Here is a 26,652-nt window from a genome sequence, read left to right on the forward strand (position 1 = left end):
CGCCTTCGCGGAAATAAAATGTACGAAAACACATTTCCTAATAAGCGCTATAAACACACGCTTAATTTTTTGAATAAGCATATTAAAACATCTGAATCTATTTTAGATTTGGGTGTAAAAAATCCTTTTTCAGAGATTATGATTTCCGAAGGTTTTTCTGTTGAGAATACTCAAGGTGAAGATTTGGACGAAGACCATTCTAACATCAATAATTCTTCAGCAGATGTTATTACTGCTTTTGAAATCTTTGAACATCTATTATCTCCGTACGAAGTTTTAAAGTCTATAAAAGCAAAAAAGATTATCATTAGCGTACCTTTAAGGCTGTGGTTTGCAACTGCGTACAGAAGCAAAACCGATATGTTAGATCGACATTACCATGAGTTTGAAGATTGGCAATTAGATTGGTTATTAGAAAAAACAGGTTGGACTATAAAGGATCGTCAAAAGTGGACCAATCCAGTTAAAAAAATTGGAATTAGACCATTACTCAGGCAGTTTACTCCACGATATTATATCGTTTATGCCGTTAGGACATAAAATTCCAATTCCTAAACACCGAATTCCAAATGGGTTTGTTTAGCTTTGATTTTTAGAATTTACGATTTGAGATTTTACATCATCATACCTGCACACAACGAAGAAGATTACATTGGTAAAACTTTGCAGTCGTTAGCTAAACAAACGTTATTAGCAAAGCAGGTTGTTGTAGTTAATGATAATTCTACAGATAGTACTAAAAGCATTGTTGAAGACTATGCTTTAAAATATCCGTGGATTTCTTTAGTAAACTCTCAATCATCTGATGTACATTTACCTGGCTCTAAAATTATTCATGCTTTTAATAAGGGTTTAGCGATTTTGGATGATAACTACGATATCATCTGTAAATTTGATGCCGACCTTATTTTTCCTGAAAACTATTTAGAAAAAATTGCAAACCACTTTAAAGAAAATTCCAAACTTGGAATGGCTTCTGGCTTTTGCTATATCGAAAAAAATAAGCAATGGGTTTTAGAAAACTTAACCAACAAAGATCATATTAGAGGTGCTTTGAAAGCTTATTCAAAAGATTGCTTTCTTCAAATCGGTAAACTAAAACCGTCAATGGGCTGGGATACGGTTGATGAGTTATTGGCCAAATACCATGGTTGGGAAATTTTCACAGACGAATCGTTGCATGTAAAGCATTTAAAACCAACAGGACAATCTTATAATAAAGCTTCAAAATATTTACAAGGTGAAGCTATGTACAAAATGCGTTATGGCTTTTGGATTACTCTAATTTCAGCATTAAAACTCGCCTACAAAAAAGGAAGTTTTAGGCTGTTTAAAGATTATATGTCTGGTTACTTTAAAGCGAAATCAAATAAAACAGCGTTTCTAGTTTCTAGAGAGGAAGGTAAATTTATAAGAGATTTACGTTGGAAAGGGATTACGAAAAAGTTTATAAAATAAGATCCCGAAGTACTAAAGCAAGTTCAGCACAAGTAAGTTATGCATAACAACATCTATAAGGCTTTGTCAAAAACTCCAGTTTTTATAATTACTCGAAGCTTCTAACTTATCTTCTATTGAATCCTCTAATTGCGGAAAGAAATCAATTCCTGTCAAGGCTTCAACTTTATCTACAGAAACCACAAATTTGTATAGTGGTAAATTAGAATCTTTATGATCCATTAAAAATGCCAGCATTTTAATTCTACCATTAGTATTATCTAAGATAACTTTATAAAACTGATTTGGCACAGCAACTTTTTCATCTCCAATAGTTTTTAATCCATTTTTAAGAATACCTCCTGTAACAACAAAGACACCATCGTTCTTTTTTGCCCAATAGCGTACTTTTTGCTCCAATCGGTTCCAAATCCCAGAATTAAATTGGTGTTCTTGCGGACTAATATTACTAGTCAAAAATGTTTCGTCATGTGCTTTTTTGGTAAATCTCCTATCGCCTGCTGGACACAAATGTCCTCTATCATAACCAGAATTTTTATAATTTCGCCAATCGGCAGCACCTGTTTTCACTGCTTTGTCTATTTCAAAATATGGTCGTTTATGATTTGTAGTACTTAGGTGACTTTCTTTTAGTTCATAAGCCACCCATTCTGCTTGCTCATGTGCTTCGCTATACGACAGCGAATAATTTTGATGATGCACTATTTGTCCGGTTGTACTTGTAGGAAGGTAATAAGTGTTGGTGTCAGATTTTGGTTCTTTTCCAGCATCTACAACAATAGTTTTTTCTTTATTATTCAAATAATGATCATAAGCATAGATGCCTATTATCAATAGTATTGCAATTATTGAATAAAGTTGATTTTTCTTCAAAATAATTAATCCATCACAAAACCTAAAGGCTTACCAGTAGCTCCGTTAGGAAAACTAATACCTAAAAGTGCAGAAATTGTAGGTGCAATATCTGGAATTACTGTTTTATCTAGGGTTTCACCATGTTTAATTCCTTTTCCAAAAAATAATAATGGCACATGTGTGTCATAGTTTAGTCCACTTCCATGTGTAGAACCTGTTTTTCCGTATGAAATGAAAGCGGGATCGTTTACCAAAATTACATCGCCTGATCGCTTTTGGTTAAATCCGTTTTGCAATAATTCTTCAATTCCTGTTGAAAAACTTGTAGTACTCATTGTAGTTGCGGTATATACTTTAGAAACATTTTTATAACCCAATTGTTCCATAGCAATTGCATTTTGAACATCAACAAGGTTTAAACCTAAAGATTTTACTTTAGTTCTATCTAAAAATATCTGGTCATTACTAATATTCTCCACAATGTCCTTAGTACCATAAGTTGTATTTAAAAACTCATTAAAAAGCGTTTTTCTATCGTTATTATTTACATAACCTGAAGGTACTTTTGCAGACGTTAAATACGAAGGTACATCCACAGCTCCATGGTCTGCAGTAAGAAAAACTGTGTACTCTCCTCTACCAACAGTAGCATCTAAATACTCAAAAAAGCGTTCTAAATCTTTATCTAATCTAATATAAGTATCTTCAATTTCTTTAGAATTAACACCAAAATTATGACCAACATAATCCGTTGCAGAGTAACTCACAGCTAAGACATCAGTAATATTATCCGCACCTAAATTTTCTGCTTTTACGGCAGCTATAGCAAAATCCGTCGTTAAACTATTACCATAAGGTGTAGCTTTTAAAATATCGAATCCACGATTGTCTTTGCTCAATGCTTTTAAATCGTAAGGAAATGTTGCTTTCTCTTTTCCTTTAAAACCACCTTCAAAGGTGTTTTCATCCGTTCCACTTTCTGTATATGTGTTTATATCATAAAGTGTGTTCCAAACTTTTAAATAAGATTCTGCTTTATCGGAATTATTAAAATCCGTTACCCATTGCGGTAATTCATTCATATAAAATGAACTCGAAATCCACGCACCTTCCTCTTGTCCATGAAACCAATAAGCAGCATTAGCTGTATGGCCTGCTGGTAAAATTGCACCTCGGTCTTTTAATGAAATTCCTATGGTTTTTCCTTGTCTTTGGGTAAATAATCTATTCTCATCTGCAAAACTTGTAGTTTGCATTCTGTGTGGAGACATTTTACCAGCTCTATCTTCCGTACCTACTGGTTCTACATTGTCATCACCAGCACAGTACACCATCTCTTTTGTTTCTTTATCATACCAATTATTACCAATAATACCATGGTACTTTGGTGTTGTACCTGTATAAACTGATGTATGTCCAGGCCCTGTGTATGTTGGTATATAGTTAAAGTGGTTATTTTTGCAATTAAAACCTTCGTTAATCATGCGCTTAAACCCACCTTCACCATACTTAGACTCAAAACGTGTTAAATAATCGTAGCGCATTTGGTCCACAACTATACCAACAACCAATTTTGGTCTGGAGTTTAATTCTTTTGCAGTAATTACAGGAGCAGAGGTTTTAACTTTTTCTTGCGATCCACAAGAATAAAACATCGTTGCTACTATAATTATGGTGAAGATTTTTTTCATAATAAACTAATCATTCTATTAAGATTCAAAAATAAGACTTTTAAGTTATCTTAATTTTATTTTAAGGTAATTTCCTAATCATTTTTTATACTTTAGCGTTAAGAAATTCTAGTATGAAGTACCTTCATAATATTGGCACTTACTTTATAATGATTAAAGATATGTTTCGCAAACCAACTAAATGGTCTGTGCTAAAAACTTTAATCCTTAAAGACATTGATGATTTAATTATAGGATCACTCGGTATTGTTGCCTTTATTGGTTTTTTTGTTGGCGGTGTTGTTGCCATACAAACCTCACTAAACATAAGCAATCCTTTAATCCCAAAATATTTAGTAGGTTTTGCAACCCGACAATCCATAATATTAGAGTTTGCACCGACTTTTATTTCTATAATTATGGCTGGTAAAGTAGGTTCCTTTATCACCTCTAGTATTGGTACAATGCGTGTTACGGAACAAATTGATGCATTAGAGGTAATGGGTATCAACGCTATTAATTATTTGGTGTTTCCAAAGTTTGTAGCCTTAACACTTTATCCATTTGTAATCTCTATTGCAATGTTTTTAGGGATTTTAGGTGGTTTGGCAGCTTGTGTTTATGGTGGTTATGGCACTCTAGAAGATTATATTTCAGGTGTTCAAATAGATTTTATACCTTTTCATATGGCTTATGCCTTTATAAAAACTATGGTTTTTGCGTTTATACTAGCAACCATTCCATCTTACTATGGCTATTTTATGAAAGGTGGAGCTTTAGAAGTTGGTAAAGCCAGCACCACATCTTTTGTATGGACTAGTGTTATCATTATTCTATTGAACTTTTTATTAACCAGTTTACTCTTAGGCTAATGATAGAAGTTAAGGACTTACATAAATCATTTGGTGATGCTCATATCCTTAAGGGCATTACAACATCTTTTGAAAAAGGTAAAACAAACCTTATCATAGGACAAAGTGGCTCTGGTAAAACTGTATTTTTAAAATGCTTGTTAGGTTTATTTGAATATGAAGAGGGAAGCATTTCTTATGACGGAAAAGTATTTAGCAATCTTAGTCCAGATGAAAAAAGAGAACTAAGAGCAGAAATAGGAATGGTATTTCAAGGAAGTGCTTTATTTGATTCCATGACAATTGCAGAAAATGTAAAGTTTCCATTAAGAATGTTTACAAAGCAAAGCAAAAGCGAAATGGAAGATCGTGTGGATTTTGTGTTAAAACGTGTTAACCTTGATGATGCACATCATAAAATGCCTAGTGAAGCTTCTGGTGGTATGCAAAAGCGTGTTGCCATTGCTAGAGCCATTGTAAATAACCCAAAGTATTTGTTTTGTGATGAGCCCAATTCTGGATTAGATCCTAAAACAGCCATTGTGATTGACAATCTTATACAGGAGATAACAGATGAATACCAAATAACTACAGTCATAAACTCACACGACATGAACTCTGTTATGGAGATTGGTGAAAAAATTGTCTTCTTAAAAGATGGCTTAAAAGCTTGGGAAGGCTCTAAGGAAACCATTTTTAGAACTGACAATAAGGTTGTAACTGACTTTGTTTATTCTTCTGAATTATTTAAAAAAGTACGCAAAATGTATTTGGAAGAAAATCAATAGTTAGTTTCTTCTTATAAAAACGGTATCAACTTTTAACTCTTCTTTTAGCCATTTTTGAAGTGTTCTTTCTCTAGCCAAAATTACACTATCAGCTAAAGATACTTTCCACCTTACGTTTGCCACAGTTACTGTATCTATATTTATAAAATCTTTTGATTCTAACATTTTTGCATATCCAAAGAATTCTAAATCATTGAATCTAACTTTAGCATCTCGAGATAAGGAACTAAACGACACTGCATTTTTATTAGTATTTCCAGATTCTATTTGCTGATTTAGACGCGTTATATTAGCTTCTAATTCTACTATTTGCTTTTGTAAACCATTAATAATATTATCCTTTTGATCTAAATCGGCATAAGCTCTATCTAACGATTGCACTAATCGATCTGCACTTCTTGTTTTATTTGCATTTATAATTAATTCAAATTCTTTGAGACTTTCGTACTTCTCCTTATCATTCTGTAATGCTGAAATCATCTCATCACTTATATCACCATTAAAATGCAAATTAATTGTCTTTGCATCTGGATCTAAATCATTTTCCCTTTTCTGATACCACAAGTTTGGGTTACTTTCAATTTCATCTTTAACAAAACTTGCAAAATCTCTTTCATATTTACTTTCCTGTAATACAGTTAAAAATGTCCATATAGCTGGAATCATAACTATAATAGCTATGAGCATGGCAAATCTAGAAATACGTTTTCTTTTTGCTGAATTAGCATATTTTAGCATTGGAAAACGCAATATTTTCAAAACTAAAAATGTTGCTAAAGCAATAAATATGGTGTTAATCGTAAATAAATACATAGCACCACCAAAAAATCGCCAATTACCTATAGCCAAACTATAACCAGCAGTACATAAAGGAGGCATTAAAGCAGTAGCAATCGCTACACCAAATATAACCGAGGCAATAGTTCCCCTTTTGGTTCGTGCAATAATTAGTGCCAGACCACCAAAGAAAGCAATTAAAACATCCCTAATATCTGGCCTAGTTCTTCCTAAAAGTTCTGAAGTTTCAGTGCTTAAAGGAAATAGCCAAAAAAACAGGAATGCCGTTAATAAACTCAGCACAATCATTGTAGCTAAATTTATAAGTGATTTTTTTAAAGTATCAATATCATTAATTGCTATAGACAAACCTACACCTAAAATTGGTCCCATTAATGGAGATATTAACATGGCGCCAATAACAACAGCTGTAGAGTCCGCATTTAAACCAACAGAAGCCACAAAAATAGAACAGACTAAAATCCAAGCGGTAGCACCTTTAAAAGGGATATCTGCTTTAATTGCAGCAATGGTAGCATCTCTATCTGTATCTTCTCTGAAATCAAGTAATTCACTTAAGAATGTCTTAATACTGGTAAATAAACCTTGTGCATCTTTTTTTACTGCCTCTTTCTTTTCTTCAACAGCATTCTCTTTATTCATTTCATTGGTCATCCGAGAATTCTCATCCTCAGAAAAATTGAATTTATTTTCGTCACTCATAGTTTAACCGTATTCTTCTCCAAAATTGGCTTTTACATTTTGGAGTACTTTTTTAATGTCTTGCTCTTTAGCTTTAGGAAAGATAAGTAAAACTTCGTCTTTATCGACAACGATATAATCATTTAACCCATCTATAACCACAATTTTATCTTTTTTAGACCGAATCATATTACCAGAAGCATCTTCAACCAGTACTTTAGAATTAACTATTGCATTGCTGTTTTCATCCTTGTCTAATTTATCGTAGAGACTTCCCCAAGTCCCTAAATCATTCCAGTCAAAAGTTGCAGGAATCACATAAACATTAGTGCTTTTTTCCATTAAGGCATAATCTACAGAGATATTTTCTGCCTTAGAATAATTGTCTTTAATAAAATTGTCTTCAACCTCAGTGTTATAAACATTATAACCACTTTCAAACAATTCAAACAATTCTGGTTGATTATTTTTAAATGCTGAAATCACTGATTTTGCACTCCACATAAATATACCTGCATTCCACAAGAAATTACCTTGTTCTAAAAAAGATTTTGCAGTTTCATAATCTGGTTTTTCTCTAAACTGACTTACAGATTTAATTTCAGAAGTTGAAGATTTATCGTACTCAATATAGCCATAACCTGTATTTGGAAATGTTGGCGTAATACCCAAAGTCATTAATGCATCGTTAGATTCGCAAAAATCAAAAGCCGTTTTCACATTATTTGAAAAAGCCTGCTCATCCTCTATCCAATGATCACTTGGAGCTACAATCATTACCGCATCTTCATTTTCTTTTTTAATTTTTAAGGAAGCATATAAAATACAAGGTGCTGTATTTCTCATAGCTGGCTCTAAAACAACTTGACGTTTAGTAACACTTGGCAATTGTTCTAATACCAAATCATTATAACGCTCATTCGTGAGAATAAAAATATTTTCTTCTGGAATAAGCTTTGCAAGTCTATTAAATGTTTTTTGTATTAGCGTATCACCTGTTCCTAACATATCGTGAAATTGCTTAGGAAAAGCCTGTGTGCTCACTGGCCAAAATCGAGATCCTACTCCACCAGCCATTAAAATGGCATAATAATTTTTGTTTTTCATTAATCTAATTGTTCTACTTCTGCATTTGGATTAAACAAATATAACTTACCTGTTTTAACCTCAACGCACTCAAAACGTTTTCTTCTTTTATTTCCTCTTTTAAAAACTCTATCATTATAAAGTTTAAAAGTTTTTCCCAAAGGTACTTCAAAAACAAAAGTTTTATCTTCTCTTTCGTCAAGTCGTTTTAAAGCTAAGGCGAGTTGTGTATCCGTATCGCTTGACGCTTTAGGATTTTTAAAATGATTAGCAAGCAATGGTAACAGTTCTATAGGAAATACTTCTGGTCTTAAAAAAGGCAGCATTAAATGTTGAAACGTGCTTTTCCACTCTTTGCCATGTGGTTTTATAAACCGACCGAATCTATTGTAGGCTTCAAAGTGTGCAATCTCATGAATTAACGTTATTAAAAATCGGTACCTATTTAGATTAGCATTAACTGTAATCTGATGTTTACCATTAGGCAATTGTCTGTAATCACCATGTTTGGTTTTCCGTTCTTTCTTAACTTTAATAACTAAATTATCCTTTGCCAGTAAGGATTTAACCTGTGACTGTGCATCATCTGGTAAAAAATCTAAAAGCTGTGTTTGCATTGATGCAAAAATAACTGTATTTAATTAGATTATTACTCACTAACAACTATCATTGTAGAAGTGCTATTCACTTTCAAAACATATAATCCCGAAGCTGTAACATTTAATTTAATTTTTGTAGTTCGGTTTAAAGTATCAAAGTTCCTGTTTGAGATATTAATTTTTCTACCTCTGATATCAAAAACATTAATGGTTTCGTTGCCGCTAGTATTACCAATAAAAATTTCTCTATTAGTTGTTGGATTAGGATAAACGGTAATTGGCTCATCAAATTCCTCAACTCCTAAAGAACCTTCAAAATACGGTACAGCAAAATCAAATACATCTTCTGCTACTGCCTGACCAATAAAACGTCCTGGAATATCATCAGCAGGTGGATGAATACCTCCCCAAATTCTACTTAAACTCGTTTGATCAGAAGCATCTCTATACGTTGCCCATTGTAATACAACGTCTACAGAAGGTCCTTCTTCAAATACTAAAAACTCATTGGCTTTTGCAGTAAACTCACCTAATCCACCTGGAAAAAACTCACTACCTGTAATTTTGGTCATTAACTCAGATGCAGCTCTGGAAAACGTAGAATGACCTGACACATAACCAGCAAAAGGAGGTGTAACAAATGTTGGCCGTTGGTATGGATACCAATCTTCAGCTAAAATCCAACCTACACCAGCTTGATCAGTTTCTGTATTAGCAATAAAGTCATGTCCTCTCCATGTATATAATTTTATCTTACCTACATGTTGATTGGCAAACCCAGCTAAAGGATCACCCATTTCAACCACTTCAATATAATTATCAATTAGAGGAATTCCTGATATATCATAATTACTTAAAGTGTTATCTGTACTTTGTCCACGTTCTGCCATAGATCTGATTGCAGAAATGGGTCTTATATAATCGTACCATCCTTTAACGCTCCATGCCGAAACTGCAGAATCATGCATTCCACCACCCATAATAAAATAGGCTTTTACATCCCATTCTAAAGGATCTAAAATAGCACCTTCACCTTCAAATCGTTTTTCAAATTGTGGATGATCATTAACATAGTTTAAAATGGTAAACCAATGTCCTGGTGGAGTTTCAGAATGCGGTCCGTCTGCCCAAAATTCAGCAAGCACTCTAGCATAATCTCCTCTAGGCACCATATTTATTTCGTAAGGATTTTCAGTAATTGGGTTTATATCATACCCACTTCCAATTGAACCTCCATCAAAATAATTATAGAAACTAGGATATTCGGTATAATCTGTTGGAAAGGTACTTATATCTACATTTCCTAGTGAATTTGGTGATATATCCCACATAACACCATCGTTTTGGTCTAAGTGCGATTGCCAAACTGACACCATTGTAAACCCCCATTTATAAGCATCACTTGAAGCATTATTTTCTACTAAACTTATATATGGTGGATCAGAAGGGTCATGAAAAACATGAAAATCATTACCATCTCTTTGAAAAGTAACCTTATCTTCTTCTTTTAAAGCAAATCCGTGAACATTGCCCCATTCCGGACTTAAAAATGGAGGTGTGTCTTCATCAATTATTTGTCCTCCTTGATCTATAAATATATCCAAAGCCAAAGGTTGCCATCGATTTGGATCGTTAATTGGTTGATTAACATCAGAATTAGCATCTAAAGCGTAAGGGTCATTAACCGGTTCGTAATATGCATTATCATATCCTGTAGCTTCCCTTGAACCGTCTTGTAAACCATAATCTATGATGGTTTGTGCCACGAAATTACCAAAGGCTGCGGCATCACCATCTTCGTACATCAATGATGTTATATTTATATCGTAACCTAAGTTTTCCATTAACAAATCGAATCTAGCTTGAGTTTCTTCTACTCCTGGAGAATTCTGAAAACGATGGGTTAACAAACGATACATAGCATAGCTAATTGACTTACTTAATGAGGTTTCCATATCCTCATTTGGAACAAAATCTTGTAATACACTAGAAAACCCATGAACGGTATTGCCTATTAAATATGGAGAAGCAACATCATCATATATTGCCCATATATCATACATTGCTACACTAGAATGAAATAAGTTTCGTGCATGTACAGTTGGCCTAGCAAAATCACCTCTAATCGCTTCCAGCAAGGCTTCATTCCATAACCTGGCAATTGATATATCTTCTGACAGGTTTTCAACACCCAATTCTATATCAACGAAAACTTCTAAACTAGAACATTGGTCATCCGATTCGGTAACAGCTATACGTCCAGAATCTTCAATATGCCACCTAACCGTTATTGTCCCTGTTCCTTGTCCATTTAAAATTTCTCCACCTAAAACTTGCCAAACCACCGTTGAATTACTTCCTATAGTATAACTGTAAGTTTCAGTTCCTAGAAAGGATGGATTTGTATTACCGACAATGGTTTGTGATGGTAAATAGGTACACGAACCATCATCTACCGTTGCATTTGGGTTGTAGTTACATGACACAGAATCTTTACAGCCATACACTTTTTGACTTGGTTGAATATTAAGGACTTCGTAACCTTGTCCTTCAGTTGCTTTAATCGTAACATCAGCATCTAAATCATTAAACGTTTCAACCAAGCCAGAAGGCCACTTAATCTCTAATGTGGTAATTTGTGTTAGGTCATCCAAACCAAAATGAATAGCTTGTCTGTTTTGACTTAAAAAACCTATTCCAGAATGGTAACGCTTATAAGTACCATTTACAGTATTTATTGTAACCATTGCACCTATGGCATCTCTATTGGAAGTTGTCCCTTCCAATTGTATTTTAAGCCAATGTAAGTTGGTTTCAGTGTCATCAAAATTCAACAATTTGTTTTCATACAGAAAAGAAGCGCCATCACTATTGGTTACAAACAAATCAAGGTCTCCGTCGTTATCAAAATCAAAATTAATAGCCTCAACACTTACGGTTTGCTCATTCAAGCCTAGTTCAACCGAAGCATCTACAAAAGTAGTTTGCCCTTGTTCTGTGAGATTTCTAAAGTAGTAATTAGGTTCAGTACTTTGGCCTTCAAAAACAAAACCATTTGCAATAAAAAGGTCTTCATCACCATCTAAGTCAAAATCTGAAAAACACGCTCCTTTTGACCACATGGTATTGCCAATATTTATGGCATCAGCAATATCTGTATAGGTATTATCTCCGTTATTTTCTAAAAAAACATTGTTATTCTTTTGAGTTACAAAAACATCAGGCAAACCATTGTTATTATAATCTGTAATTGCAATACTTGTATTATTCCCTACGGCATCAAGGCCATAAGACAGGGCTTGATCTGTAAATGACACACCTGCATTATTTATATATAAGTTATTGGCTGCCCCTTCACTATTGGAAACATATAAATCCATATAGCCATCATCATTAAAATCGAAAGGTAATGCTGCGTAGCTAGCCAAATTTTCGGTAGATTGAAGCCCAACTGAAGCTGTTACATCTGTAAATGAACTGTTACCATTGTTCTGATATAATTGGTTACTTCCGCAGCCATTCCAATCAGTAATGTATATGTCTAATAAGCCATCGTTATTAAAATCGAACCAAGTTGCACTTGTATTTAAACAATTATTAATAGTGTTGAAACCCGATAACTCTGTAACATTAGCAAAAGTTCCATTACCAAGATTTCTCCATAACTGTACTTTTAAGGCATAGGTTAAAAACAAATCTGGAAAACCATCATTATTATAATCTCCCCAAGATGCTCCATTTTTAAAACCATCCAATCCTAAATATGGATCACCTCCTTCTTCCGAAGTAAGTAAATCTTCAAATCCTGCAAATTCAGTAACATCTGTAAATGAACCATCATTGTTATTTCTAAACAAACGACTTAGTGATTTAGAATCTTCTAGATTATCCTTAGCCTTTGCTACAACAAAAATATCCAGGTCATTGTCACCATCATAATCCGCAACTGCGACACCATTATTTTCTTCCAAAACGTTTAAACCAACATTGTTTTCTACACGTTCAAAAGTCTGAGCAGAAACTTTAAAACTAAAAAGAAATAAGGTGAATGCTAAAAGCAAAAGAGGTGTATAATCGCGTAATATTTTAACCATCTTTTTATATTTTTTATAAATATAAAAATTAGCTTTATAATTCTATAAGCTTTGTTAAGATTAACAAGCCCTTAAAGACAGTTGTCGTATTTTACTGCTGTTAGTCGCAATAGCACTAATTAAAAATAACCTTAACTACAAAAAATAAGGTTCAATTATAAGTTTTTAAGGCGTAGAGTTTGAAACCTGAAGTACTTTTCCGTTGTAATATTTATTACCATTAAGAGAAAAATCGTGAATATACGTTGCCATTTCAGTAGCTGTTGTAGGAGCTTGGTAATCTGGAAAAGCTTCTTTTAACATTTCAGTCTGTACAGCGCCAAGTGCCAACACATTAAATTGTGGTCCTGTTAACTTGTATTCTTCTGCCAATAATTCAGTCAAAGTAATAACAGCACCTTTGCTTGAACTATATGCTGCAAGACCTGGAAACTTGACACTACCTTGAATACCACCCATACTACTAATAGTTACCACATGACTATTTTGATTCATAAATGGCAGTACAATTCTTGTCATTTCAGAAACACCAAACACGTTAGTTTGATAAACTTTTTCAAAATCCTTAAATGAGGTTTCAGCAAATGGTTTGTTTAACAATGTGCCTGCATTATTAATTAGAATATCAACCGTTTTCCATTCTTTCGATATAAACGTCTCGACTTTTTTATAGTCTTCACTTTTACATAAATCAAAGGCAAAAGACGTAATGTTCTCAAAATGCAGATTGTTTACAGGTTGTGCATTTCTGGATATTGCTAAAACATTGTGTCCTTGATTAGCAAATAGATGTACCAATTCAAACCCAATTCCTCTACTTGTCCCTGTAATAATTATGTTTTTACTCATCATTAAGGATTACTTCTTTTGTAGGTGCATTCATCATACCTTCTAGAGCAGGTATCATTTTATTAATAAAGCTTGCCATATGTTCGTAATCCATTTTATCTGGCTCATCGTCTACATGATGATAATACTCAAAATTGGTAAAATCAAAAGTAGAAATAGCATGAGCAGGCACATTTAACTCTTTAAAAAACGGAAAATTATCAGACCTCATAAACAAATTAAACTCTTTTGCTTTAGGGAAAAATCCAACAACCTCCTCTCCTGCATATTTATTTAAAATTGGAGCAAAATTAGAACGGTCATAGCCACTCATATATGCCATAGATTTATCTTCAGCTCTTGGAACACCAATCATTTCAAAATTAATCATGGTGTAGGCATTTAGTCCCTTTTCCTTTAAACGTTTTGCTAAATGTGCTGACCCTTTTAATCCCATTTCTTCGGCTGCATATAACGTAATTAAAATACTACGTTTGTTAGTCTTAGACTTTGCAAAATATTTACCAAACTCCATAGCTGCAATAGTACCTGAAGCATCATCATTGGCACCATTAGCTATAGTGTCTCCATTGACTTCCTTTCCTTGTCCTATATGATCGTAATGCCCACCTAAAATGATAAACTCATTTTTTAGTTTTGGGTCATTACCTTCAATCATACCAACGACATTATAACCAATTAGCTCACCTAGTTTAAAGGTATCTCTATAAGTTTCAAAATAAGGTTTTATATTATTGGCTTTGAAATAGTTTTCAATAAAAACAGCTGCTTTTTCTATGCCTTCGCTTCCTGTTGCTCTTCCTCCCAGTTCATCAGAAGCAAGGTATTCCATACTCTTTTTAATATCGTCTACAGCTATTTTTATCTTCTCAGGACTTGCACCATTTTCTCCAGATTTACCATCTGAGGCTTTCTGTTTAACAGAGCATGATACCAATAAGGCTAGAATTAATACTGAAAGTAGTTTTTTCATGATGAAATATATTTAGTGTCTAAAGATAAAAAAATCCTGTTTCAAACTAATGAAACAGGATTTTTATATAAGAGATTCTGAAACGAGTTCAGAATGATAAATCGTTACTATGAGAACTACACTAACATCGTCACTGGATTCTCAATATATCCTTTCAACGTTTGAAGGAATTGCGCTCCCGTTGCACCATCAACTGTTCTGTGGTCACAAGCCATTGTTAACTTCATAGTGTTTCCTGGAACAACCTTGCCACCTTTAACAACTGGTTTTTCTACTATGGCTCCAACAGAAAGGATTGCTGAGTTAGGCTGATTGATAATTGATGTAAAACTCTCAATACCAAACATACCTAAGTTAGAAATAGTGAAAGTACTACCTTCCATTTCATCTAAAGTTAGTTTCTTATTTCTTGCTTTACCTGCAAATTCTCTTACAGCTGCACCTATTTGTGTTAAGCTTTGCTCATTTGCGAATTTTACTACTGGCACCACTAAACCATCAGGTACTGCAACAGCTACACCTATATGTACATGGTTGTTGAGTTGCATTCTATCATCAAACCATTGTGAATTAACTTGAGGATGTTGACGCAACGCTAAGGCACATGCCTTAACAACCATATCGTTATATGAAATTTTTGTATCTGGCAATGAATTATACTGCGCTCTGAAAGCTATAGCATTTTCCATATCGAACTCCACATTTAAGTAATAATGTGGTGCTGTGAATTTGGATTTAGCTAAATTCTTAGCGATAGCCTTTCTCATATTTGAATTAGCAACCTCATCAAAATCCTCTTGACCAGATGGTACAAACTTAGCAACTGGTGCTGAAGATTGTGCTGCACTCGGTGTAAAGTTTTCTATATCGCGTTTTACAATTCTACCATTTTCACCAGAACCGTTTACTTGCGAAAGATTAATTCCTTTTTCTTCAGCCATTTTTTTGGCTAAAGGAGATACAAATATTCTTTCGTTTGAACTGGATGTTGTTGTAGAAACTGAAGCTGTAGCTTTTGGTGCTTCTTTCTTAGTTTCAACAGGTTTTGGTGCTTCTGCTTTTTTTGTTTCTTTTTTAGGTTCTGGTTTAGTTTGTGCCCCTTCAACTTTAAAGTTTTTAGCAATTGATGAAACATCAGTACCTGCAGGACCTATTATAGCAAGTAACGAATCTACTTTAGCAGATTCTCCTTCCTGTAAGCCTATATGTAATAATGTACCTGATTGAAACGATTCAAACTCCATAGTTGCCTTGTCTGTTTCAATCTCAGCTAAGATATCGCCTTCCTCTACTTCATCTCCTACTTTCTTTAACCATGTAGCAACTGTTCCCTCTTCCATGGTATCACTTAAACGAGGCATTGTTACCACTATGACTCCATCTGGTAAATCTTGAGACGGTTCACTTTCATTAACACTATCTTCTGTATTTTCTTGAGAAGATTCCGTCGTTGTATTTTCTTCTTCCACTTCTTCAGTAGCTTCTGCTGTACTTCCATTTATGAGTCCTGAAATATCCTCACCTTCATCACCAATAATCGCTAAAAGCGTATCTACTTTGGCTGTTTCACCTTCTTGAATACCAATATGAAGTAAAGTTCCTTCGTTAAAGGATTCGAACTCCATAGTAGCTTTATCTGTTTCAATTTCTGCTAGAATGTCTCCTTCTTCAACCTTGTCACCTACTTTTTTTAACCAAGATGCAACGGTTCCTTCTTCCATGGTATCGCTTAAACGCGGCATGTTAATTACTTCTGCCATAGCTTACTTTATTTTGTGGTCTATAAATGGATAATCTTCTTGCTCATAAACTGCATCGTACATCACACTTTTATCTGGATATGGTGACTCTTCAGCAAATTTCTCACATTCTGAAACTCTAGCTTTAACAGCTTTATCAATAGCTTTTAAATCTGCTTCTGTAGCATATTTCTTTTCAAGAATGATATCTTTTACTTGCGTAATAGGATCTATTTTTTTGTATTCTTCAACTTCGTCTTTTGTTCTATAGTGTTGCGCATCAGACATTGAATGCCCTCTATAACGATACGTTTTAACTTCTAAAAATGTTGGTCCACCACCTTTTCTTGCACGTTGAATTGCTTCATCAAAAGCTTCAGCTACTTTTATAGGATTCATACCATCCACAGGACCTGAAGGCATTTCATAACCTAAACCAAGTTTCCATATATCGGTGTGATTAGCAGTACGCTCTACTGAAGTTCCCATAGCATAGCCGTTATTTTCGCAAACAAAAATCACTGGTAGTTTCCATAGCATTGCAAGGTTAAACGTTTCGTGTAAAGATCCTTGACGTGCAGCACCATCACCAAAACAACATAAGGTTACAGCATCACTGTCGTGATACTTATCACCAAAAGCAATACCAGCACCTAGTGGAATCTGTCCTCCTACAATACCATGACCTCCGTAAAATCGATGTTCTTTTGAAAAGATATGCATTGAACCACCAAGACCTTGTGATGTTCCAGTTGCTTTACCATATAATTCTGCCATAACACGTTTAGGATCTACTCCCATTCCTATAGGCTGAACATGATTACGGTAAGCTGTAATCATTTTGTCTTTTGTTAAGTCCATAGCATGTAAAGCACCTGCTAAAACAGCTTCTTGCCCATTGTATAGGTGAAGAAAACCTCTTACTTTTTGTTGAATGTAGACTGCAGCTAGTTTGTCTTCAAACTTTCTCCAAAACAACATGTCCTCATACCACTTTAGATAAACCTCTTTAGTTATTTTTTGCATTTTTTAATGAATTCTTTAAAACGAATAACAAAAATAACACATTACCTAGTAATGAAGAAACTGTAATTCGTAAAAAATATAAATGAATAATGAATTTTATTTAACAAAAACCCTATAATACTGAATTATCAAAAAGTAGTGGTAATAAGTTTGCTAAGGATTCTGATCTAATGACTTTTCCTTTTGCTCCCATAAAATAAATTTCAACATGTTGCTTTTGCTTTATTTCGTATTCTGCAATAGCTTGCCTACATGCACCACAAGGAGGAATTGGCTTATCTGTAACCTGGTTTCGAGACGAAGCCGAGATGGCTATTTTTAATATTTTAGCATTTGGATATTTTGCACCTGCATAATAAACTGCTGTACGTTCCGCACACAGTCCAGAAGGATACGATGCATTTTCTTGATTACTCCCTATTACTACTTCATCATTATCTAATAACAAAGCTGCACCAACGTTAAACTTAGAATAAGGTGCATAAGCATTATCCCTAGCTTCAACAGCAGCATTCATTAAGTTTTGAATATCCAGTGGAAGTTCATCAATACCGTTATAGACTTGCAATGTAGTTCCGATTGTAATCTCATTCATGCTATAGTATCTATTTTAGACAAAAAAACTATTGCTTTTAGTAAAACAATAGTCTTTTTATTTTTTATTAAGGATGTTTTCTAATATTCATCATATTCACCAGCACCAAAGTTAAACGTCAATGAAAAACGCAATGTGTTTTCAAGTGGGCTCTGTACTTTTGATGCAGAGAACAAATACGACAAATCTATATTAATAGTGGTGTATTTAAATCCTGCTCCAATAGCAAAGAACTTACGTGCACCTTTATCTTCTGCTTCGTTAAAGTAACCTGCTCTAAAGGCAAAGTTTTCTTGATATGTATATTCAGCTCCTAATGCCCATGTAAATTCTCTTAATTCTTCACTAAATCCACCAGGTGCATCACCAAAAGATTGGAAAATACCGTTAATAAAACTTACATCATTATCTTTTCCTTCAGTAATTATTGTAGGTTCGCTTTCATCTACGTCTGTGGTACTTGGATCGTCATCAGTTTGCACACCATCACCATTTGTATCTACAAAACCATATTTAGGAGGTGTTGGCACCAATAATTTTGACACCTCAGCAGTTACGCCTAACTTACTATATTCATCGAATATAAAGTCGAAACCTGCACCTAATCTTAAGTTAGTTGGTTGAAAATTTTCTCTACCACCTTCATCATACTTAAATTTTGGTCCTAAGTTTTGAATAGCAAAACCTGCTCTCCAACGGCCATTAAAATCATTATAAGCTTCTTCTTCACTTTGGTAGTATCCTGTAATATCAGCACCAAAAGTACTCGCAGCATTTGCGTTGGGATCCACTTGGTCTATTCTTAAATCTGACCTCATATAACGTACGGCAACTGCCATTGCAAACTGGTCTGCCAAACGTAAGGTATAGGCAACATCTGCAGTAAATTCATTAGGTTTTACATTAATTCCAGGGTCGTCTTCACCTTGAGTTAAGGTAATTTCACCTAAACTAAAGTATTTAAAACTTGCAGAAACTGCACTATATTCATTTAATCTATTAAAATAAGTGGCATAACTGATAGAGATATCATTTACCAGTTTACTTAGATAAGGTGTGTAACTTAAAGTTACTCCAGATTTAGCTTCTGAAAAAGCATATTTAGCTGGATTCCATTGTTGTGAAAACCCGTCAACGGAAGTTGCTACTCCCATATCTCCCATAGAAGCCGAACGCGCATCTGGCGCAATTAACATAAATGGGACTCCTGTAGTAATAACAGAGGATTGATCAGGAAACGTAATGGTCTCTTGACCAAACATTAGGTTTAAAGTTACAAAAGCGATAAGGGTTATTGCGTATTTCTTCATGTTCATTATTAAGTTATTAGCGCTAAGTGCTTAGCACTAATTCGTTTGCAAATATAATTTATTATTAGAGTATAACAAGTTTTTGAATTTTTTCAACTTGCTTATTTAAACGGTTAGATCTCACTTTTAGTTTATAAACATAGACTCCTTTTCCAATTTTATCTCCAAAATCGTCTCTTCCGTCCCAAACAATGTCCTTAGATACTGAGCTTACGGACTTACTTCCGCCTGTGGTCTGACCATTTAAAGTTCTCACTAATTTACCTGAAACAGTAAATATCTGTACTGAAACGTCTAAAGGCTCTTCACTATTGTGGTTAAACCAAAATTCTGTGTAATTAACAAATGGATTTGGATAGTTAAGGACATTTCTAACCACTAATTTTTCATCTTTATCGAATACAGTAAACTGAATTTCTGCCGTTGAAGAATTGTTATAAACATCCCAAGCCTTAAGGGTTAACGTATGCAATCCTGGCTCTAAGTCCCTAAATGGATACGTTACAGTTCCGTTGGTGTAGTCATCTACATTAGCTTGATAATAGTCGTTTAATACTATTGGATTGGTTTCATCTCCATCTAGTATAGCTGTAATATCATGACCTATTCCACTTGCTGTATTAATACCATTTTCATCCTGAAGCTTCACCAATAAGTTTGGAGATTCATTTGTAATACCTCCAGAAACAAAATTTTCATCATTCATAAACAGGTTAATTACTGGACCAACATTATCCTCTGCTGCATTTTCATTTATGCCTCCAACCATAATATCAAAGTTAGCACCAGCCTGATTGGACAATGGATTTTCTGTTTGGGCATAGAAACTTACCTTACCATTGCCTACAGGAATACCTATATCTCTTGGCACAATAAAATCGAATTCAAACTGACCGTTTGTAATACTTGCTTGTCCTTTAAAAATAATTTCACCGAGTGTTGTGAAATCCATAATTATTAATCCGTTTGAATCTGTTACGCCATCATTTCCTAAGGTTTGACGCTCTATTCTTTTATCAAAAACTGTTGCCGTTAAAATACCGTTGTAATTTGATAACAAATTGCCGTTAGCATCTGTTACTTCACCTGCTAATTTTGTATAACTTAGTGCCTTTAGTGTACCAATAGGTTGTGTAATCTCTACGTCATTAACTTTAGTTAGTCTAATATCAGGTTCCGCAAATGCCAATTTCATAGCAGGATCACCAATAAAGAACACTAATCGTTTTTGCGTCATACCAGCTATATCATTATCTAGTTTACACAATCGTAACGCTTCACTTATTGTTGGATACTCGTTAGAGTTATAGGCAAATAAATAGTCGTCCAACACCTCATTAAAAAGCTCTCCGTTAGTAACAAATATTTGTCGTGTTGTAGTAATTAAACCAATCGACCCACCATCTTTATTCCAAAAATTAAATTCTCCTGCTGTATCTCTGTGTGGGTCATCAAATTTGGTGTATTCACATGTTACAGTAATAAATAGATTAAACTTGCAAATATTATTAACCTCTTGTGCATCAAATTTATCGTATATACGTTCTTTTGCTATGCCGTCTTCTCCACCATGTCCAAAATAGTTAACAACCAAAGCACCAACCTCAATGGCATCCCTAATAGCTTTGTTTACTTTTGGATAACGATCTCCTGCAGCTGAAGATTCTTGCTCAAAAGCATCTGTATGGATTTTAACCACATTAATAAATGGCTTATCATCTTCAATTCTGGTACCTAAAGCATCGGTTGTTTCTTGTAAGGTTTTTTCCCAAGCCACATCCACATCGTCAGAGATTAGTAATACATTATTTCTCCAACTTCCATAAGCTCCTGGTTGATAATACGCTTCAATCTTATCCACCATCTCCTTTGCGCGCTGCACATCTTCAGCTAATATACGTCCAACAGCAATATCCATTCTATCTGACGCTGTATTCATAGTTCCTTCATTATCATCAAGCATGGCGTAAAAGTCGTCGGAAACAAAAGAATTGGTAAGACTAAAACTATTGGTAGAGTACCAAGAGGGCACTAAGTTAGTATTGTTTTGTAAACGGTTCTTATAGTCATAAGAGCCTTCACCAAAAAGGCACAAATATTTAAGTCTATTACTCGGTGTGCTTGCATTATCGTAAACATACTTAATAAAATTTCTTAATGCTGCAATATCTTGGCTACCTGTACTAAACTCGTTATAAACTGTTTGCAAATCAACTACCTTAACATTAAGATTGTACTCATTTCTATTAATTTGTGCCAATCGTTCTGCTTGTGAAAGAAATTGTGCAGGAGACAAGATGATATAATCGATATCTTCAAAAACACCCTGAGCATTATTAAATATTGTACCTTTTAAATTTTGGTTAGCAACTCTAGTTTTAGAATCTTTTTTAGGCTGAAAAGTGTCCGAACCTGAAAAAGCCAAATAGATACGCTCCTCGCCAGATTGCGCCTTAAAAGTCAAACTATTTTGGTTATCTGAATTAAGTGTATTAGTAACATTAAATCTATCCGTAATATCCCATATTTCTGAAACTATTGCAGCATTAGATAATGTGTATTCTGCAATACCAGGTGTAGTAACAACATCTCTATTTTTGAAAACCATCTGCTCACCTGCATAAGTCAAACTTCTTGTTGCTTCAATATTGATATAATCCAAATAAGCATCTGCGGAAGGATTTCCATTATTGTTATAATCTAAAGTTACGGTTATAGCATCTGATACAAGATTAATATTAGTTGAATAAGATGCGGCAGTTGCCAATACCGAACCAGGACTTATAGGCGGAAAGTTTAAGCTAGTAATAAAATTACTGTTTACCGTAACACCCATAGTGGTTCCAGAAGTTTCAGAAACGGATCCTGCAGCTATTTCAAAATTAACAGGTTCACTCGTTACTAGATTAGGAAATTGAAAATTATAAACACGTTGGTTTTCTATATCAAACTCATCACCAAACCAACGACGACCAAGCTTTGCTAAATTATGTTCGTCTACTTCATAAAATTGGTAATCCTGAAATGTATCTATTTGAATATCTGCAGCACCATTAATGCTTGGCATTGCCTGAATTCGCTTACCATTGCCTGAACTTACATTAACGTAATAATAAGTCTTGTCCGTGTAAAGATTTATATTGGTCTCACTCTCTTCACTATATGTTGTAGGACCTTCACCGTAGAACAAAATATAGTCGTTACTGTCAAAGCTACCATCTTCCTCTCCTACAAACTTTATAGCGTTTTCTACAACATCAAATGGATAATTTTCCGAGTTTGACAATGGCAACATTCTACCACCATTTCCGTAAATCTTTATTTGTCTTGGATCTACATTATTAGTACTTACACCTAAGCTACTCAAAAAACTTTTGGTTAACTTAAACACACCTGATTTATCAATATAAAAACGATACCAATCTCCAGTACTCAAAACCGAATTGGTTATCTGATTACTATTGCTGGTTTTAGCTCGACCTGCAAGTGTATTATACCGTATTGAAAAAGATGTTATTTTCTTATATACACCTCTGTCTTTAATTATTGGGCTTATTTCAAAATATAACGAACGCTTATCTCTTGCGTTAGTATTAAAAAATTGATACTTGGGAGTATTAGGTATGAGTTGAGGGTTTAAATTCTTTAAATGACTTTCACTAATAACCTCATAAGCTACATTAGTAAGCACAATAGAGTTTTTATTTACTAAACCTCCATTATTATCCCATTGCGCAAAAAAGGTTAGACCTTTTTGGTCATCATAATTAAAGTGCTTAGAATCAAAAGATGGGACTTGTATTTTTCCATATTCAGTTTCAAGAGTTTTGTCACCGTTCCATTCAATATAGAATTCCTTTTGTTGGCCAAAAACAACTATGGAAAAAATGAAGAAAAGAAAAATATAGCAATTTTTCATCAATAAAATATTTGTTTTATTTTTGGTAAACTTACACTATTATGAATCACTAACCTGATATCATTTAAATTTACTGTAAAATAACGTGTATTATTGTGGCTTATTATGAAGCTTTAGTTTTTATTTCAAAAATACAACAATAATTCATTTTAATGCTCGTTATTAAGGAGCAAAATATAACGATAAATTGACCAAAAATCCGTTGTTATGTTCAAAAAAAAGGATGAAATGCATATTTTTTTGAATTTTGATAGAAAAAAAAGTTGTCAGTTTACCTTTAATTGTTATATTGCGGAACTAAAATTTAACGAGCTTACTTAAACGTATGGATATGAAAAATGTCTCAAACCTAAAATTTTTAATAGCATTAACGCTTTGCGCTACTATTGTTAGTTGTAAACGTTCTTCTAATTCTGGTAATGTAGATAGTGCTACAGGCTGGAAAATCAATGATAAAAATGGTGGCTTTCAATACAATACCAGTTTCAAAGAACAAGAAACACCTCCTGGAACAGCTTTTGTAGAAGGTGGAACGTTCACAATGGGTAAAGTACAGGATGACCCAATGCACGATTGGAACAATACTCCAAATCAGCAACACGTACAGTCTTTTTATATGGATGAGCATGAGGTAACAAACCTTAATTATCTATTTTATTTAGATTATATAAAGAATGTATATCCACCAGATGATCCTAATTACGCTTTAATATATAATGGTGCACTTCCAGATACTTTAGTATGGAGAAACCGTTTAGGTTATAATGAAATGATGACAGAAAATTATCTACGTCATCCAGGATATGCAAATTACCCAGTAGTTGGAGTAAGTTGGATACAAGCAGTAGAATATGCATCATGGAGATCTGACCGTGTGGCAGAAATGTCGTTACAAGAAGCTGGTTATATAAAAAGAGACGCTCAATACACAGACTTAAGTGCAGAAAGTACTTTTAGCACTGATACATACATCAACGCACCTACACAAACTTATGGTGGTAACTCTGAAGTTTTAGAAGGTGGAAAACGAAGACAACAAACAGACGCAGAAGGTAACCCTATTAATGTTTATGCTAATAGAGAATCTGGGTTAATACCTGTAAAATATAGACTCCCAACTGAAGCAGAATGGGAATATGCTGCCTTAGGAATGAGTGAACTACGTAGCTATAATGTTTATAGAGGTCGTAAAAAATATCCTTGGGATGGTCAATACACACGTTCTGGAAAACGTGTTAACCGCGGAGATCAATTAGCAAACTTTAAGCAAGGTAAAGGTGACTATGGTGGAATTGCTGGATGGTCTGATGACGGCGCAGATATTACTGCAGAGGTTAAATCTTACCAACCAAACGATTATGGCCTATATGATATGGCTGGTAACGTTGCAGAATGGGTAGCAGACGTTTATCGTCCTATAGTAGATGACGAGTTTAATGACTTTAACTACTACAGAGGTAACGTTTATACTAAAAATGCTTTAAACGAAGATGGTACTGTTAAAATAGTTACCACTGACGAAATAGTATATGACACATTAAGTAACGGTAAAATTATTGCAAGAAACCTTCCAGGTGAAATTGCAAAAGTACCAGTTGATGAAAAAGAAACTTATTTAAGAACTCAGTTCGATAAGAGTGATAACAGAAACTTTAGAGATGGTGATAAGCGTTCTTCACGTTATTACAGAGAAAGTTTTGATGAATCTGACGAAAGAACAAACAGTACAGGTAAGATGTATAACTCACCTAAGCACCGCGTTGAAGTAGATTCTGCTGAAGGTAAACTTGTTAGACAATACGATAAATCTAATAACAGAACATCTTTAATCAATGACGAAGTTAGAGTTTACAAAGGTGGTTCATGGAGAGATAGAGCTTATTGGTTAGATCCTGCACAACGTCGCTATTTCCCACAAGATATGGCTACTGATTACATTGGCTTTAGATGCGCAGTGTCTAGAGTTGGTTCTAAATCAGAAAACGGAGGAAAAAAACGTAACTAATAAACGTTAAAATAATATTTAAAAAAGTCCTGATAAATTCATCAGGACTTTTTTATTTTTAGACCTATGAATATAGAATCGTTGTATCAAAAATTTACGGAATGTAGTATTGTATCTACAGACACAAGAAAACTCCCAAAAGACTGTATTTATTTTGCCCTAAAAGGTGATAATTTTGATGGTAACAAGTTTGCTAGCAAAGCCCTTGAAGCTGGTGCTAAGTATTGTGTTGTAGATAACAAAGATGCTGTTATTAACAGTAATTGCATTTTAGTAGATGATGTTCTATCAACGTTGCAGGCGTTAGCTACTTTCCATAGAAAAAGTATAGGCATCCCAATCATCTCCTTAACTGGAAGTAACGGAAAGACCACAACAAAAGAACTTATTCATTCGGTTTTATCTTCTACTTATAATGTAAAGGCCACAAAAGGCAACTTAAACAATCATATAGGAGTTCCATTAACCTTGCTTTCTTTTACCAAAGATTTAGAATTTGGTATTGTAGAAATGGGAGCTAATCATCAAAAAGAGATAGAGTTTTTATGTAATATAGCTCAACCAGATTATGGTTTAATTACCAATTTTGGAAAAGCACATTTAGAAGGTTTTGGAAGTATTGAAGGTGTTATTAAAGGAAAATCAGAGCTATATGATTATTTAAAACGGCATAAAAAAACGATTTTCATTAATTCTGATGACCAAAAGCAATTAAATCAAATCGGAGATTATCCTAAGGTCAGTACTTTTGGCAGAAACAATAATAACGACTGTAAAGTTGAGTTTATCAATGCCAACCCTTTTGTTTCTTTAAAATACGAAGGTATTAAAATTAACAGCAAACTTATAGGAGATTACAACTATGGTAATATTGCTGTGGCAGTAGCTATAGGTCAACAATTTAAAGTTACCGCTGAAAATATTAAAAACGCTATTGAAAATTACCAACCAAATAACAACCGTTCTGAAATTATACAAAAAGGTACAATTGAGATAATATTAGATGCCTATAACGCAAACCCAACAAGTATGCTTGCTGCCCTAAAAAACTTAAAGCAACTTAACTCTGTGAACAAGTACTTATTTCTCGGTGATATGTTTGAATTGGGACCAGAAGCTGAGATGGAACATCAGGAGATTGTCAATTTTATAGCATCTAATTTTGACAAGAATGTTTATTTGATTGGAAAGAATTTTTATAAAACCAACACAAACTCATCAATTCTTAAATTTTCAACTTTTGAAGATTTAAAACCTGAATTAAAAAACTTGGAGTTAGAAAACGCTACCTTATTAATCAAAGGTTCTAGAGGTATGGCTTTAGAACGAATTCTGGATTTTATTCAATAATAAACT

General features: G+C 33.9%; 19 protein-coding genes. 6 read left to right on the top strand and 13 right to left on the bottom strand.

The window, feature by feature from the left end; genetic code table 11:
* Nucleotides 1–18 precede the first annotated feature (18 nt).
* Nucleotides 19–540 (top strand): methyltransferase domain-containing protein, encoded by a 522-nt coding sequence (locus tag ACFFGA_RS09290; protein ID WP_386062904.1) that lies wholly within the window; start codon nt 19–21, stop codon nt 538–540.
* A gap of 66 nt (nt 541–606) precedes the next feature.
* Entirely contained in the window at nt 607–1,458 is an 852-nt protein-coding gene (locus ACFFGA_RS09295; protein ID WP_386062906.1) for a glycosyltransferase family 2 protein, read from the top strand.
* 66 nt (nt 1,459–1,524) lie between these two features.
* On the opposite strand, the gene ACFFGA_RS09300 is transcribed toward ACFFGA_RS09295, so the two are convergent.
* Nucleotides 1,525–2,331 (bottom strand): DNA/RNA non-specific endonuclease, encoded by an 807-nt coding sequence (locus tag ACFFGA_RS09300; protein ID WP_386062909.1) that lies wholly within the window; start codon nt 2,329–2,331, stop codon nt 1,525–1,527.
* A 5-nt stretch (nt 2,332–2,336) separates the two neighbouring features.
* Nucleotides 2,337–4,004 (bottom strand): alkaline phosphatase PafA, encoded by a 1,668-nt coding sequence (gene pafA, locus ACFFGA_RS09305; protein WP_386062912.1) that lies wholly within the window; start codon nt 4,002–4,004, stop codon nt 2,337–2,339.
* A 113-nt stretch (nt 4,005–4,117) separates the two neighbouring features.
* Here pafA and ACFFGA_RS09310 point away from each other — a divergent pair, with 113 nt between their 5' ends.
* Both ACFFGA_RS09310 and ACFFGA_RS09315 read left to right on the top strand, forming a co-directional pair.
* A complete protein-coding gene (locus tag ACFFGA_RS09310; protein ID WP_386062915.1) occupies nt 4,118–4,855 on the top strand; it encodes an MlaE family ABC transporter permease in 738 nt (245 codons plus the stop codon).
* Nucleotides 4,855–5,622 carry an ABC transporter ATP-binding protein gene (locus tag ACFFGA_RS09315; protein ID WP_386062918.1) on the top strand — a complete coding sequence of 256 codons (768 nt, stop codon included), beginning with the start codon at nt 4,855–4,857 and terminating at the stop codon, nt 5,620–5,622. The genes ACFFGA_RS09310 and ACFFGA_RS09315 overlap by 1 nt, the downstream gene beginning before the upstream one ends.
* Here ACFFGA_RS09315 and ACFFGA_RS09320 read toward each other — a convergent pair whose 3' ends face one another.
* The 11 genes from ACFFGA_RS09320 to porU all read right to left on the bottom strand — a co-directional run bounded on the left by ACFFGA_RS09320 (nt 5,623) and on the right by porU (nt 23,291).
* On the bottom strand, nt 5,623–7,122 hold the full coding sequence (locus ACFFGA_RS09320) for a DUF389 domain-containing protein (RefSeq protein ID WP_386062921.1): 1,500 nt from the start codon (nt 7,120–7,122) through the stop codon (nt 5,623–5,625).
* Nucleotides 7,123–7,125: 3 nt separating this feature from the next.
* Nucleotides 7,126–8,208, bottom strand: coding sequence for a mannose-1-phosphate guanylyltransferase (locus ACFFGA_RS09325; RefSeq protein WP_386062924.1), 1,083 nt, complete (start codon nt 8,206–8,208; stop codon nt 7,126–7,128).
* A complete protein-coding gene (locus ACFFGA_RS09330; RefSeq protein ID WP_386062926.1) occupies nt 8,208–8,804 on the bottom strand; it encodes a SprT-like domain-containing protein in 597 nt (198 codons plus the stop codon). The genes ACFFGA_RS09325 and ACFFGA_RS09330 overlap by 1 nt, the downstream gene beginning before the upstream one ends.
* A gap of 32 nt (nt 8,805–8,836) precedes the next feature.
* A complete protein-coding gene (locus tag ACFFGA_RS09335) occupies nt 8,837–12,880 on the bottom strand; it encodes an FG-GAP-like repeat-containing protein (RefSeq protein ID WP_386062929.1) in 4,044 nt (1,347 codons plus the stop codon).
* 165 nt (nt 12,881–13,045) lie between these two features.
* Nucleotides 13,046–13,729 carry an SDR family NAD(P)-dependent oxidoreductase gene (locus ACFFGA_RS09340; RefSeq protein WP_386062931.1) on the bottom strand — a complete coding sequence of 228 codons (684 nt, stop codon included), beginning with the start codon at nt 13,727–13,729 and terminating at the stop codon, nt 13,046–13,048.
* Nucleotides 13,722–14,702, bottom strand: a complete 981-nt coding sequence (locus tag ACFFGA_RS09345) for a M28 family metallopeptidase (RefSeq protein ID WP_386062933.1) — start codon at nt 14,700–14,702, stop codon at nt 13,722–13,724. The genes ACFFGA_RS09340 and ACFFGA_RS09345 overlap by 8 nt, the downstream gene beginning before the upstream one ends.
* Before the next feature lie 116 nt (nt 14,703–14,818).
* Entirely contained in the window at nt 14,819–16,462 is a 1,644-nt protein-coding gene (locus ACFFGA_RS09350; RefSeq protein WP_386062936.1) for a pyruvate dehydrogenase complex dihydrolipoamide acetyltransferase, read from the bottom strand.
* Between the two features lie 3 nt (nt 16,463–16,465).
* Nucleotides 16,466–17,467, bottom strand: coding sequence for a pyruvate dehydrogenase (acetyl-transferring) E1 component subunit alpha (pdhA, locus tag ACFFGA_RS09355; RefSeq protein WP_386062939.1), 1,002 nt, complete (start codon nt 17,465–17,467; stop codon nt 16,466–16,468).
* Between the two features lie 112 nt (nt 17,468–17,579).
* A complete protein-coding gene (gene cdd, locus ACFFGA_RS09360; protein ID WP_386062941.1) occupies nt 17,580–18,062 on the bottom strand; it encodes a cytidine deaminase in 483 nt (160 codons plus the stop codon).
* Nucleotides 18,063–18,142: 80 nt separating this feature from the next.
* Nucleotides 18,143–19,372 (bottom strand): type IX secretion system outer membrane channel protein PorV, encoded by a 1,230-nt coding sequence (porV, locus tag ACFFGA_RS09365; protein ID WP_386062944.1) that lies wholly within the window; start codon nt 19,370–19,372, stop codon nt 18,143–18,145.
* 64 nt (nt 19,373–19,436) lie between these two features.
* Nucleotides 19,437–23,291: a type IX secretion system sortase PorU gene (gene porU / locus ACFFGA_RS09370; protein ID WP_386062947.1), complete on the bottom strand. Its 3,855-nt coding sequence runs from the start codon at nt 23,289–23,291 to the stop codon at nt 19,437–19,439.
* A gap of 325 nt (nt 23,292–23,616) precedes the next feature.
* On the opposite strand from porU, the gene gldJ reads away from it, so the two are divergent.
* Together gldJ and ACFFGA_RS09380 are read left to right on the top strand one after the other, a co-directional pair.
* Nucleotides 23,617–25,296, top strand: coding sequence for a gliding motility lipoprotein GldJ (gldJ, locus tag ACFFGA_RS09375; RefSeq protein ID WP_386062950.1), 1,680 nt, complete (start codon nt 23,617–23,619; stop codon nt 25,294–25,296).
* Between the two features lie 66 nt (nt 25,297–25,362).
* Complete coding sequence (locus ACFFGA_RS09380) at nt 25,363–26,646, top strand: UDP-N-acetylmuramoyl-tripeptide--D-alanyl-D-alanine ligase (RefSeq protein WP_386062952.1); 1,284 nt, start codon at nt 25,363–25,365, stop codon at nt 26,644–26,646.
* The last annotated feature ends 6 nt before the right edge of the window (nt 26,647–26,652 follow it).

The organism is Winogradskyella pulchriflava (assembly GCF_042434315.1).
Taxonomy (GTDB): Bacteria; Bacteroidota; Bacteroidia; order Flavobacteriales; family Flavobacteriaceae; genus Winogradskyella; species Winogradskyella pulchriflava.